The 13,559-nt window shown below is 36.0% G+C and carries 17 protein-coding genes; all 17 read left to right on the plus strand.

Annotation, left to right across the window (positions count from 1 at the left end; genetic code table 11):
- Positions 1-70: 70 nt before the first annotated feature.
- Positions 71-1,291 (plus strand): nucleotide sugar dehydrogenase, encoded by a 1,221-nt coding sequence (locus CACET_RS00725; protein WP_044824652.1) that lies wholly within the window; start codon positions 71-73, stop codon positions 1,289-1,291.
- Between the two features lie 16 nt (positions 1,292-1,307).
- Entirely contained in the window at positions 1,308-2,405 is a 1,098-nt protein-coding gene (gene wecB / locus CACET_RS00730) for a non-hydrolyzing UDP-N-acetylglucosamine 2-epimerase (protein WP_044824653.1), read from the plus strand.
- Between the two features lie 515 nt (positions 2,406-2,920).
- Complete coding sequence (locus tag CACET_RS20305; protein ID WP_158385931.1) at positions 2,921-3,067, plus strand: putative holin-like toxin; 147 nt, start codon at positions 2,921-2,923, stop codon at positions 3,065-3,067.
- A gap of 73 nt (positions 3,068-3,140) precedes the next feature.
- Positions 3,141-3,572, plus strand: coding sequence for a nucleotidyltransferase substrate binding protein (locus CACET_RS00735; RefSeq protein WP_044824654.1), 432 nt, complete (start codon positions 3,141-3,143; stop codon positions 3,570-3,572).
- The gene (locus CACET_RS00740) at positions 3,569-3,886 is read left to right on the plus strand and encodes a nucleotidyltransferase domain-containing protein (RefSeq protein ID WP_044824655.1); all 318 of its coding nucleotides are present in this window, start codon (positions 3,569-3,571) and stop codon (positions 3,884-3,886) included. Before CACET_RS00735 ends, CACET_RS00740 begins: the two co-directional genes overlap by 4 nt.
- 196 nt (positions 3,887-4,082) lie before the next feature.
- Positions 4,083-4,181 carry a putative holin-like toxin gene (locus CACET_RS21035; RefSeq protein ID WP_278287088.1) on the plus strand — a complete coding sequence of 33 codons (99 nt, stop codon included), beginning with the start codon at positions 4,083-4,085 and terminating at the stop codon, positions 4,179-4,181.
- A 387-nt stretch (positions 4,182-4,568) separates the two neighbouring features.
- Entirely contained in the window at positions 4,569-5,129 is a 561-nt protein-coding gene (locus tag CACET_RS00750; RefSeq protein ID WP_242846919.1) for a stalk domain-containing protein, read from the plus strand.
- A 253-nt stretch (positions 5,130-5,382) separates the two neighbouring features.
- Positions 5,383-5,688, plus strand: a complete 306-nt coding sequence (locus CACET_RS00755) for a nucleotidyltransferase domain-containing protein (protein WP_044824657.1) — start codon at positions 5,383-5,385, stop codon at positions 5,686-5,688.
- On the plus strand, positions 5,660-6,058 hold the full coding sequence (locus CACET_RS00760; RefSeq protein WP_044824658.1) for a nucleotidyltransferase substrate binding protein: 399 nt from the start codon (positions 5,660-5,662) through the stop codon (positions 6,056-6,058). Before CACET_RS00755 ends, CACET_RS00760 begins: the two co-directional genes overlap by 29 nt.
- Positions 6,059-6,629: 571 nt before the next feature.
- The gene (gene istA / locus CACET_RS00765) at positions 6,630-8,177 is read left to right on the plus strand and encodes an IS21 family transposase (protein WP_044826573.1); all 1,548 of its coding nucleotides are present in this window, start codon (positions 6,630-6,632) and stop codon (positions 8,175-8,177) included.
- A complete protein-coding gene (locus CACET_RS21405; RefSeq protein ID WP_479722647.1) occupies positions 8,177-8,320 on the plus strand; it encodes a hypothetical protein in 144 nt (47 codons plus the stop codon). Before istA ends, CACET_RS21405 begins: the two co-directional genes overlap by 1 nt.
- 21 nt (positions 8,321-8,341) lie before the next feature.
- Complete coding sequence (locus CACET_RS00770) at positions 8,342-8,926, plus strand: ATP-binding protein (RefSeq protein WP_479722669.1); 585 nt, start codon at positions 8,342-8,344, stop codon at positions 8,924-8,926.
- A 333-nt stretch (positions 8,927-9,259) separates the two neighbouring features.
- Entirely contained in the window at positions 9,260-10,018 is a 759-nt protein-coding gene (locus tag CACET_RS00775; protein WP_044826352.1) for a transposase, read from the plus strand.
- Positions 10,019-10,084: 66 nt separating this feature from the next.
- A complete protein-coding gene (locus CACET_RS00780) occupies positions 10,085-11,371 on the plus strand; it encodes a YifB family Mg chelatase-like AAA ATPase (protein ID WP_341411301.1) in 1,287 nt (428 codons plus the stop codon).
- 31 nt (positions 11,372-11,402) lie between these two features.
- Complete coding sequence (locus CACET_RS21210) at positions 11,403-11,636, plus strand: magnesium chelatase subunit ChlI family protein (protein ID WP_341411303.1); 234 nt, start codon at positions 11,403-11,405, stop codon at positions 11,634-11,636.
- 12 nt (positions 11,637-11,648) lie between these two features.
- Complete coding sequence (gene dprA / locus CACET_RS00785; protein WP_044826353.1) at positions 11,649-12,767, plus strand: DNA-processing protein DprA; 1,119 nt, start codon at positions 11,649-11,651, stop codon at positions 12,765-12,767.
- Between the two features lie 184 nt (positions 12,768-12,951).
- Complete coding sequence (locus CACET_RS00790) at positions 12,952-13,431, plus strand: VanZ family protein (protein WP_044826354.1); 480 nt, start codon at positions 12,952-12,954, stop codon at positions 13,429-13,431.
- The last annotated feature ends 128 nt before the right edge of the window (positions 13,432-13,559 follow it).

Raw genomic sequence — 13,559 nt, forward strand, 5'->3', positions numbered from 1 at the left:
CGGGTGTTCCAGCGAGAAAAATTCCCGCCAGATAGAAAATAGATAATAGATACAGGAGGTATGTATAAATATGATTAATGTAATAGGACTAGGCTACATAGGCTTGCCAACAGCTTTAATGTTTGCAAAGAGTGGAATTGAAGTTGTTGGAACAGATTTAAACGAAAAATTAATAGACTCACTCTCAAAAGGAAAGTTGACTTTTGAGGAAGACGGCCTAGAAGAACTTTTTAAGGATGCTGTGGAAAAAGGTATTAAGTTTACAACGGAATATCAGAAAACAGATATTTATATTATTGCAGTTCCTACACCTTATATAAACTCAAGTAAGAAATTAGATCCTAAATATGTGATTTCAGCAGTTAATACAGTTCTTGATGTATGTGAAAAAGGAGCGGTTTTAATTATCGAGTCTACAATATCTCCAGGATCTATAGATAAATATGTTAGACCTGAGATAGCGGGGAGAGGTTTTGAACTTGGTAAGGATGTTCATTTAGTGCATGCTCCAGAAAGAATTATACCTGGAAACATGATCTATGAACTTGAGTATAACTCTAGAACTGTAGGTGCTGATGACTCTTTAGTAGGAAAAAAAGCAAAAGAATTATATTCGAGTTTTTGTAAATCTGAGATTGTAGTTACAGATATTAGATCAGCAGAAATGTCTAAAGTAGTAGAAAATACTTATAGAGATGTTAATATTGCTTTTGCTAATGAGCTTGCTAAGATTTGTAGAAATGACAATATGGATGTATATGAGATTATACGTATAGCTAATAAACATCCAAGAGTAAATATTCTACAGCCAGGGCCGGGAGTAGGTGGGCACTGTATTTCAGTAGACCCATGGTTTTTAGTAGGAGATTATCCTGACTTAACTAACTTGATACTTACAGCTAGAAAAATTAATGATTCTATGCCTACACATGTATTAGGAAGAATAAGAGATATTATGAGAGAACATAAAATCACTGATATTTCGAAGATTGGTATATATGGACTTGCATATAAGGAAAATGTTGATGATACCAGAGAAAGTCCCACCCTTCAACTACTTGAAAGAATGGACGAGCATTTGGCCTTTGGAGTTAAAGTGTATGATCCATTTATTAAGGAGAGAATTGTAGATCATCAATTTATGAATTTTGAAGATTTTATAAATGAGATAGAGCTTTTGGTTATTATTACAGCTCATGATCATATTAAAAATAATTTAGATTTAGTTAAAGGCAAACTTATACTTGATGCTAAGAATATTTGTGATTTTGATGGAGTTTATAAATTATAAGTTAGGGTGAGTGAATATGAAAAAAATAATGGTGGTCTTTGGCACTAGACCTGAAGCGATAAAGATGTGCCCTTTAGTAAAAGAACTAAAGACAAGAGAAAAATTAAATACGCTTGTTTGTGTGACGGGTCAACATAGGGAAATGCTAGATCAAGTTTTAACTGCGTTTGATGTAGTTCCAGATTATGATCTTTCTATTATGAAAGCTAAGCAGACTCTATTTGATGTTACCATAAATATTCTAGAAAAAATGAAAGCTGTTCTTGAAGAAGTTAAGCCTGATGTGGTTTTAGTCCATGGAGATACTTCTACTACATTTGTAACAGCATTGGCTTGTTTTTATCTTCAGATTCCGGTAGGACATGTAGAAGCAGGCCTTCGAACTTATAATATTTATTCTCCATATCCGGAAGAGTTTAATAGACAAGCTGTTGGTATTGTTTCAAATTACAACTTTGCTCCGACTGAGATGTCAAAAGAAAATCTTTTAAAAGAAGGTAAAAATCCTGAAACTATTCATGTGACCGGTAATACAGCAATTGATGCACTTAAGACTACAGTTCGTGATGATTATACACATGAGCATCTAGATTGGGCATCAGATAGTAGACTTATTATGATTACTGCTCATAGAAGAGAGAACCTAGGCGAACCTATGAGAAATATGTTTAGGGCTATAAAAAGGATTATTGATGAAACTTCTGATATAAAAGCAACCTACCCAATTCATATGAATCCTGTTGTTAGAGAAGCTGCTCAGGAGATTCTTGGAGATACAGACAGAATTAGGATTATTGAACCACTTGAAGTAGTAGATTTCCATAACTTCTTGTCTAGATCACATCTGATTTTAACAGACAGTGGTGGAATTCAAGAAGAAGCACCAAGCTTAGGAAAACCTGTTCTAGTTATGAGGGATACAACCGAAAGGCCTGAAGGAATAGCTGCAGGAACACTAAAGCTTGTTGGAACGGATGAAGAAGTTATTTATAAAACATTTAAGCAATTACTAGAAGATCAAAGCGAATACGATAAAATGAGTAAAGCAAGCAACCCTTATGGAGATGGATTTGCAAGTAAGAGGATAGTTGATATTTTAGAAGAGGGTCTTTAGGTAAGGTTATTCCAGTAGATAGTCATCTTCACCTGAGTAAGGACACAAGACACAAGCGCAAGACACAAGGGGACGGAGGTTTTGTGCTGTTGCTAATTCTTTTTAAAATCTACCTTTAGGGGATATTCAAAAGTTATGAGAAACTATGGTAAATTCCTAGATATTTTGATAAAATAGCAGTAAGGTAATCGGATAAAAGCAGGGTGTGGTGTATCCGTCAAATACAGCCCACATATGAATGAAGACCTATCTATGAGATAATAATCATAAATAGGACTTTTGCTATTGTTTAGACTTAAATATTGTTCTGTAACACAAGGGGACGTCTGTAACACAAGGGGACGGAGGTTATGTGCTGTTGCTAACTCTTTTTGAAATCTACCTTTAGGGGATATTCAAAAGTTATGAGAAACTATGGTAACTTCCTAGACATTTTGATAAAATAGCAGTAAGGTAATCGGATAAAAGCAGGGTGTGGTTGCCACTTTACTTCAGATGAAGGGAGGTGGTGCGATATGAGTACATATGAGGCAATATCACTAATGATACTGTTTTCTATGCTTATCTCAACACAAGGGGACGGAGGTTTTGTGTTGTTGATGATTGTTGTTAAAATTTATCTTTGGGGATGTTCAGAAGTTACAAGAAACTATAGTAAATAGTTTGATGTTTTGATAGAATAGCCATAAGGTAATCAGTTAAAAGCACTAACTTATCTTGAAGGGAGGAAATTCTATGGATTTTCAGGATACTCGTTGGATACAAAGATTTAATAATTACAAGAAAGCATTGAAGCAGCTTGAAGAAGCAGTGGAATTGATGGAAAAAAGAGAACTTACAAACCTTGAGAAACAAGGAGTTATACAAGCATTTGAATACACCCATGAATTAGCCTGGAAAACTTTAAAGGATTTTCTTGAAAATAGAGGCAATACAAATATATATGGTTCAAGGGATGCTACAAAAGAAGCCTTTGCTCTAGGACTAATAGAAAATGGAGAAGCTTGGATGCAGATGATAAAAAGCCGTAATATTACAAGTCATACATACGATGAAGGTACAGCCGATGAGATTATTGCTTTAATAAAAAATTCATACTTTGACGCTTTTGAAGAGTTAAGAATCAAAATGAATGAATTTCAAAGAAAAGAGAATAAAAAGCTATGAAATATGGTCTAAAAGAAAGTATATTGGCAAGTATTCTTGAGGTTTTTTCTAGACATTCAAAAATTGAAAAAGTGTTACTTTACGGCTCACGGGCAAAAGGCAATTATAAAAATGGCTCAGATATAGACTTGACTTTTATTGGTAAAAATATAAATCTAGAGGATATAAATAAACTGCATTTAGAATTGGATGAACTATATTTACCCTATAGTTTTGATTTATCTATATTTGAAAAGATAGAGAATAAAGATTTGATTGATCACATTAACAGAGTTGGAATAATAATATACGAAGGACACAAGGGGACGATTTGACACAAGTGGATTTGACACAAGTGTACGGAGGTTTTGTGCTGTTGCTAATTCTTTTTGAAATCTACCTTTAGGGGATATTCAAAAGTTATGAGAAACTATGGTAACTTCCTAGACATTTTGATAAAATAGCAGTAAGATAATCGGATAAAAGCAGGATATGGTTGCCACTTCACTTCAGATGAAGGGAGGTGGTGCGATGAGTACATATGAGGCAATATCACTAATGATACTGTTTTCTATGTTGATTCTATCGCTTATCTCCTATCTAGATAGGAATAAGAACCAAAGGAAATAACCACCCTGTTAGCGGCAGGATGGTTATTATGCATTAAACTTTAACCTGATTGTGGCAATCGCATTATGCGAATCTGATTACTTTTTTTATTATGATATCATAATTAGAGAGAAAATAAACAGGATATTTATAATTCTTTTTTTGGAAACTTACGAAACAAAACCGGGTAAAGGTGGAGAGATACAGCTTACTGATGAACTAAAAGAGCTTGCTAAGAAAAACTGGTGCCAGTCACTTAAGTTATTGCGGTAGTGATTTTCAATCAAATCAAGTTTGCCTAAATACATAGATTGTAGAACTTATCTTAAAAGTATTGAATAGTTAAAAATCCACAAATTTAATTGTGTATTTTAAATAAAAAATAAAGCAGAAGAGAGGTAGAGACAAATGAAAAAAATATCAAAAATAGCAGCATTAGCCTTATCGATCAGTTTGTTCTTAGGTAGTTTATCATTAGCATCAGGAATCACACCATCACTTGAAGTAGACAAAAGTATTATCGGTGTTATGGTAAATTACAGACACTTACAATTTGACCAAGACCCTGTAATGATGGAGGGAAGGACATTAGTTCCAGTAGCAGCTATCTTTAAAGAGTTACATCTAAGTGTATTATGGGATGCTGAAACAAGAACTGTTGTAGGTTCAACTCATGATGAAGAACTAGTAATAATGATTACTTTAGATAGTAAAACAGCATACATAAATGGTGAAGAAGTGGAACTCCAAGCACCAGCTACAGCTATTAACGGGAGAACGATGGTTCCGGTAAGATTTATTGCAGAAGCTACAGGGGCCACAGTAGATTGGGATGCAGAAGAAAATCTTGTGATCATAAAAACTCCTGGTACAGGATCTTATGAAGATATGTTTCACGAAGAAATTTTCTATGAAGATAAAGTAATGCTAACAGAAGAAGAATTATTAGCATTACCAGAAGAAGAGTAAGCGAAGGGCGGAATAAGAACCAAAAAAAGCAATCACCCTGTTGTGTTTGAAGAGTGATTATTAAAATTATTTAATTCATAGTAGTGGCAATCGAATTATGCGAATCCGATTGCTTTTTTTATTGCTATATCTATAGTTAGTGAGAAAATAAACAGAATTTTTATAATTGTATTTGATAAGGATTGTTTATAATAAGTGGATATGCTACTATAATGACATATATGAAATTTTAACATAGAAAGTAGAGAATAAGATGCAAGATTATGTTTTGAATGAAATAAAAGAAATAGCTATTAAATATGAAGTTGAAAAGGTTGTTTTGTTCGGATCCCGTGCTAGGGGAGATCATTCAGAAACTAGTGATTATGATATTGCAATTTTTGAAAAAGACCTATCACTTATAAGTAAAACATTGTTGTGTTCAGATATTGAAGAAATCCATACATTGAAGAAAATTGACGTAGTATTTGTGAATAAAGACCTAAATGATAAAGTTATGGAGAATATTAAGAATGAGGGTGTAGTTATATATGAGCAAGCTAGAAACCAAACTGATTAATTTTAAGAATGCATTAGATAGATTGAGGGAAGCCGTTGTAGAGTTCAAACGAGAGGATGCAAGTGATGTGGTTCGTGATGGTCTAATTCAAAGATTTGAATTTACTTATGAGCTTTCTTGGAAAGCAATGAAAGAATATCTAGAGGATATTGGAATCATGGATAAAAATTCACCAAAAGCAGTTATTAAAGAGGCTTATTTTCAAAAAATTATTGTTAATGAAAAAAATTGGTTACTTATGTTGCAAGATAGGAACATGACATCACATGTATATAGAGAAGAAATGGCTGAGGAAATAGCTGAAAGAATAGTAACTTACTATATTAAAGAGTTTGAAGTAGTCTTAGAAAAGTTAAGGATACAAGTGTAAGGAAACGCTAAGAGAAGAGTAAGTACGACACTAAGTACTGAGGGTCAGTTCTTGTGTGCCGTTATGAATTCTTCTTAAAATTTATCTTTGGGGATGTTCAGAAGTTACAAGAAACTATAGTAAATAGTTTGATGTTTTGATAAAGTAGCAGTAAGGTAATCGGATAAAAGCAGGGTGCACTTCACAGGACTGCAGAGTGATTATCATTAAAAAAGCACTAAGGGACAGTTCTTCTGTGTTAAAAGGCAAACACAGAAAAAACCGTCCCTTAGTTTTTTTTAGTGCTTTGCATAAATAGTTGTGACACAAGAGAATGGTTTTTGTGTTAGAAAACGTATCAAGATGATTACTGTGGGTATAAGGAAAAGGGATGAAAGGACGAATATGTCGAGGGCGTAGTATTCATTCTGAATAATTTGATACGATAGAGCCACCATTCCGATTTTTGAGAGCCACTATGTTCATAAAATAGGGCCACCCTGGTACTCTGTGAGCCACTTGGTAAAATATCTCTGTATAATGAATTTATGCACTGTTTTACAGTGTAAATAAATTCAAGGGAGGTCATATTATGACCAAGTACCGTGAAATCCTTCGGCTTCATAGCCAAGGTATCAGTCAACGAGGCATTGCAGCAAGCTGCCAATGTTCTCGCAATACCGTATCTGCCGTCATCAAACGTGCAGATGAATGCGGTATATCATGGCCCTTTCAGAAAGATATGTCTGATGGCCAGCTCCAGGAATTGATGTTTCCTGAAAAAGCCTTGCCTACATCAAGAAAAATACCAGATTGTGAGTACATCCACAAAGAAATGGCTAAGAGTGGTGTCACCTTAAGTCTTTTATGGAATGAGTACTGTGAAGAATGTAGGCTGATTGGCGAAATTCCACTGATGTATAGTCAATTCTGTAGGTATTATCATAGGTATGCCAATACCAAGAAAGCTACTATGTATATCCATCGTAAGCCTGGGGAACAAATGGAGGTAGATTGGGCTGGACAAACAGCTGAGATCGTTGACCGTAATACAGGAGATGTGCTGGTCGCATATGTCTTCGTAGCAGTCTTATCCTGCAGCCAATATGCTTATGTAGAGGCATTTCTATCCCAGAATCAAGAAAATTGGATAGCAGCCCATGTAAATGCCTATAAATTTTTTGGTGGAATAACAAGAATCCTTGTCCCTGACAATCTAAAAACAGGGGTAGACAGAATATCTTGGTACACACCAACCATTAACAAAACCTATCATGAAATGGCAGAGCATTACGGTACTGCTGTTATCCCTGCCCGTGTTCGTAAACCTAAAGACAAACCCAATGTTGAAGGGGCAGTAGGTATCATATCTACATGGATCATTGCTGCCATAAGAAAACAGCAGTTTTTTTCCTTAAGGGAGCTAAATACAGCAATCCATGAGAAGCTTTCAGAATTTAATAGGAAACCCTTTCAGAAAAAACCAGGTAGCAGACTTAGCGTGTTTCTTGAAGAAGAGAAACACGCCCTCATGCCACTGCCTGCCACCCCATACGAGCTAGCCCTTTGGAAAACAGCCACCGTACAATTCAATTATCACATATCAGTAGAAAAAATGCACTACTCCGTTCCCTATGAATATATCAAGCATAAAGTAGATGTCCGTATGACTAGAACTGTAATAGAAGTCTTTTTTAATAACCATCGCATTGCCTCCCATATAAGGAAGCATGGTAGAGTAGGACAATATAGTACCATAGTAGAACACATGCCTGAAGACCATAAAAGCTATACTACTTGGAACGCCGAAAGGTTCATTTCTTGGGCTACTGGTATCGGTCCTAATACAGCTATAGCCATTAAATCCATATTATCAGCCCATAAAATACAACAACAGGGCTATAAATCCTGCATGGGGCTTTTAAAGCTAGTAGATAAATATTCAGTCCTTCGCTTGGAAGAAGCCTGCAAGAAAGCCCTTTCCTATACACCCCAGCCTAGCTATAAAAGCATTCAAACCATACTGAAAACTGGTCAAGATAAACTTTTCAAAGAAGCAGATCCTGCACCAACTACTAAAGAAAACACTGCGAACTTTGGATTTACCAGAGGTGCAGGTTACTATGGAGGTAATGAATAATGGTGAATGAAACAACAATATCTAAACTACATGAAATGCGTTTAACGGCTATGGCTGACTCCTTCAGGGAACAACTACAAAGTAGTTCTTTCCAAGAACTAAACTTTGAAGAACGTTTTGGTCTTATGGTGGACATAGAGTAGGTCAAGAAGAAAAAGCAATAAATTAATAAAACTTATCAAAAGGCAGATTTTAGGTACAGCAACGCTTGTGTTGAAGATATCGAGTATCACAGTGACAGAAAGCTTGATAAGGGCCAAATCGCTCGTTTGGCTACCTGTAATTACATACAAGAAAAACATAACATCATTATCCTGGGTGCATCGGGTAATGGAAAATCCTACATTGGTTGTGCTTTAGGGGTAGCTGCCTGTCGTAACTACTACACTGTTAAATATGTTCGTCTCCCAGATTTACTTGATGAATTAACTATTGCTAGGGGAGAAGGGATATTTAAAAAGGTCATGAAACAGTATAAAAGTGTAAGTCTTCTAATCCTTGATGAATGGCTATTAGTACCTCTAAAAGGAGTAGAAGCCCGTGATCTATTAGAAATCATTGAAGCAAGGCATCAAAACGGCTCAACTATCTTTTGTTCACAATTTGCTCCTGGTGGTTGGCATGAAAAGATAGGAGAAGATACTCTTGCAGATGCTATCCTAGATAGGATCTGCCATGATTCCTATACCATCCACATTGATGGAAAGGTCTCTATGAGAGAACGCAATGGATTACAGCAGGACAAATAGTAAATAAACCTAGGGGAGCCATCATTATCAAAAGATGGTGGCTCTCTCATGAACATAGTGGCTCTATTTGATGCACAGGGTGGCTCTAAAAAAGTACACTGATGGCTCTAATTCATCATAATATTCACATTCTGAAGTATAATTTTTAACAAGCTACAAAATACAGTAAAATTATGGTAAAAATTTTGATATTTTGATAGAATATCAATAAGGTAGTAGGATGAGCAGGAGATTCCCGCAGAGGGACGGTTCTTCTATGTTAAAAAGCAAACACAGCAAGAACCATCCTCCTGTGCTCTTTGAAAGTGATATAAATAATGTAGGGGTGTAAAAATGCCAAGAAGAGGGAGAGAGAAAAGTAGCACTGGAGTATATCATGTAATTTTACGAGGGATTAACAGGCAAATAATTTTTGAGGATGATCAAGACTATGAAAAATTATTAGAAACAATAAAAGATCATAAAGAAAAAAGTGGGTATGAAATTTATGCTTATTGCCTTATGAGTAACCACATACACTTATTAATTAAAGAAGGGGAAGAGGAGTTAGGAAGAGTATTTCGAAGAATTGGGGCTACTTATGTGTATTGGTATAACTGGAAATATAATAGAAGAGGACATCTGTTTCAGGACCGATTCAAAAGTGAAGTAGTAGAAACCGATGGATATCTTTTAATGGTGCTACGATATATTCATCAAAATCCGTTAAAAGCAGGCATGGTGAAGAAGATACAAGAATATCGGTGGAGTAGTTATAAAGAATACACAGAAAAAACAAAGGTTTGTGATATAGATTTTCCTCTTAATTTATTTTCTAAAGATCGACAAAAAGCCCTAAAGCTATTTAAAGAATTTAATGAAGAAATAAATCGTGATCAATGCCTAGAATACAACACCAATATGAGGTGGAAAGAACAAGAGGTCATTGATTTTGTTAAAGAGATTGCAGGGGTTGAAAGTCCTTTAGATATTTCAGGCTTTGAAAAGACAAAGCGAAATGAAGTTATAAAGCAATGTAGAGAAGAAGGGATTTCTATAAGACAAATTGAAAGAGTAACGGGAATTAGTTTTGGAGTGATTCGCAGGGTGTAAAACCGTCCCTTCTGTGCTTGGTAGCAAGCTAGTATTAAAATATAAAGATTCAAAACATATAAAATTATGAATAGAAAAGAGGGAATGAAGGTGGCTTCTATTGTTAAAAGCTTTGCTATAGCAGGGGTGGATGGATATTTGGTGGATGTGGAAACTAAGACCATTTGTGGACAGCCCATGATCTCTATTGTAGGTCTTGGAGATACAGCTATAAAGGAAGCGAAAGAACGAGTAGAGTCAGCTCTTAATAATGAGGACTTTACTTTTCCTCAGAAGAAGGTGGTTATTAATTTAGCTCCAAGTGACTTGAAAAAGAGCGGTTCTCACTTTGACTTACCTATAGCTTTGGGTCTACTAATAGAAACGGATCAATTGAATCCTAAAAAAATGGAGGCCTATGGTGTCTTAGGAGAACTTTCTTTAAATGCAAAACTGCGCACCTGTACCGGTGTACTTCCTATGGTAATTGCCGCAAAGGAGCATGGGATGAAAAACATTATTGTGCCAAGAGAAAATGTCAAAGAGGCTTCAGCTGTAAAGGGTATGAATGTTTACGGCTTTAATAGTTTAAAAGAAGTAGTAGACTTTTTGGAGGAAAAAAAAGAGTATATAGAGCTTGACAAAGAAAGTATGCCTACCAATGAAAAAAAAGCCTATCTCTTAGACTTTAAGGATGTTCAAGGTCAGGATGCTATGATTGAATATATAGTCATTGCCGCCAGTGGAGGGCATAATCTTCTTATGCTTGGAACACCAGGTTGTGGAAAATCAATGATCGCCAAAAGAATTCCTACTATTCTGCCCAGCATGACGGAGGAAGAAGCCTTAGAGGTTACAAAGATTTATAGTGTTGCAGGTCTTTTAAGAGGCAAGCAGAGTCTTATAAAGGAACGACCCTTTAGAGCGCCGCATCACAATGCATCTACCAATTCCCTCATTGGTGGAGGGAATAATGCAATTCCAGGTGAAATTTCCCTTGCCCATAATGGCGTGCTATTTCTTGATGAAATTGCTGAATTCAGTAAAAACTCCTTAGAAGCTTTAAGACAGCCTATGGAGGATCAAGTTGTTACCATATCTAGGGTGAAGTACACCAATACTTATCCTGCGAACTTTATGTTGGTGGCAGCCATGAATCCTTGCCCCTGCGGATATTATGGGAAGGATAGGTGTCGATGTAGTGATTATGAAGTTATAAAGTATAGGCAAAAGATTTCTGGTCCAATTCTTGATCGGATGGATATTCAAAAGAATGTGAATCCTGTAGATTTTATGGAACTATCAAAGGATTTTTGCGGAAGGACTTCTAAAGAACTGAGGGAGCGGGTAGAATTTTCAAAAGAAGCGATTTGAAAAGATTGAGGGCATTAGCTGTAATGCTCAGATGGGACATGCTTTAGTGAAGGAATACTGTAGCTTAGAAGTTGAAGGGGAAAGGCTATTAAAGCTTGCTTATGAGCGTTTTAACTATAGTGCTAGAACCTTTCATAAATATCTAAAGGTTGCTCGTACTTTTGCAGATATGGAGGGAGCAAGTAGAATAAGAAAAAAAGATGTTGCAGCAGCATTGATGGCTAGGGATTTGGACAAGGAAGGAGCAAAGATGATGGTATTATAGGGGGGGGAGCAAGTGGAGTACTGGCTTTGGTTGAAGGAATTAAAGGGGCTTGGAAATAGTATAGAACAAAGGCTTCTTGCTTTTTTTAAATCCCCTAAGGCAATTTATGAAGCAGAGGAATTAGACCTTATGGAGGTGGAGGGAGTAGGTAAAACCCTAGCAAAAAGCATCAGGCAAGAAAAGTCCTTAAATGAGGCATTTAAAATACTAGAAAAGGTAGAAAAAAATGACATTAAAATCCTAACCTATCATGATCCTTTATATCCTGTGGCAGTAAAGGAATCTAAATATGCCCCTACACTCCTCTACTATAAGGGGAAAATTAGGGAGTCCAGTATGGGAGTGGCCATTGTAGGTTCAAGAAGGTGCAGTCAGTACGGAAAAGAAGTGGCAATAGAGGCAAGTACATTCCTAGCGGAGAACAATATTCCTGTTATTAGTGGGATGGCAAAAGGGATTGATGGATATGCACATATTGCTACCTTAAAATCAAAAGGGTATACTATGGCTTTTTTAGGCCATGGTCTGAATTGCTGTTATCCTAAAGAGCATGGTGAATTAATGGAGGCAATCATAGATAAAGGTGCTGTTTTATCAGAATATCCTCCAGATAGGAAACCACGTCCCGAGTATTTTCCCAAGAGAAATCGTTTATTTATCAGTTGGTCAAGAAAGGTGCTTATCGTTGAAGCTGGAGAAAAAAGTGGAACGCTGCTTACTGCAAAACTTGCAAAGGAAGATGGTAAGGAGATATTAGTGTTACCTCATGAGATTTATAATCCTTCTGGGAAAGGAGGGAATCAATTAATCTCAGATGGGGCAACAGTATATTTAAAGCTAGAGCAACTGCTCATTGATAGAGAGGAACAAGAACAGAAGAGACAGTTCCTCTGTGTTAAAAAGCAAACACAGAAAAAATCGTCCCTTGGTGCTAATCAATTAAGCGGAGATGCGGGACGATCTCCTACAGAGATAGCGATTATAAAAAGTCTTAATAAATCTGATAAAAGTATACAAGAACTGGAAAGGGCCACAGGACTTTCACAAATCCAATTGCTTGAATATATCGCTGTGCTAGAATTAGAAGGTGTAATAGATAGTATAGGGGGCAGGTTTAGGGTTATAAGATAATAGGGGAACAAGGGTAGCACTGAGGGACAGTTCTTCTGTGTTAAAAGGCAAACACAGAAAAAACCGTCCCTCAGTGCTACAAGAGTCAATATGAAGAAGAAAAGAATGAGGGAAGAGAGTTCTTTATAGAAATGTTATTAGAGCAAAATGCAAAAAAATAGAAAGCAAAGGAAATTGAGAAGAAATGTTTAGCTATAATAAAAGAAAATTAATAATTATTTCATGGATATCACTCCTGCTTTGGATGGGATTGATATTTTACTTTTCGTCGAAGCCTGCAGTTCAGTCAAAAGAACTTAGTAACAATGTAACGGAAATCATGGTCCAGACGATAGAGAGGGTAGCTCCTAACAAAGCAGCTAATTTAGATATAGGAAGGTTACATTTTTTAATCAGAAAAAATGCGCATTTTTTTTCCTACCTAGCCTTGGGACTATTAGCAATGAATGCTATGAGGAGAAGTGGAGTGTATAGGGTCAAAGGAATGGTAATAGCTTTTTCAATCTGTGTCCTATATGCCATATCAGATGAAATCCATCAGACCTTTGTACCTGGCAGAAGTGGGGAGATTCGAGATGTATTAATTGATAGTGCAGGGGCAAGTGTTGGGATTGGAATGTATTGGGTAATGAACAAATTATTGAAAAAAGTACTGCGTAGTTAAGAATGACAAAGGTATGAAAGTTTTAATCCGTTGGCTTTATTTGAAGGAAGAGTTAAAAGATATGAGGAAATATGACAGTTTCATGACAAAAACTGTGTTTTAAGCCCTTTACGTTGACATTAGTTATC

It is taken from the genome of Clostridium aceticum (assembly GCF_001042715.1).
GTDB lineage: Bacteria > Bacillota > Clostridia > Peptostreptococcales > Natronincolaceae > Andreesenella > Andreesenella acetica.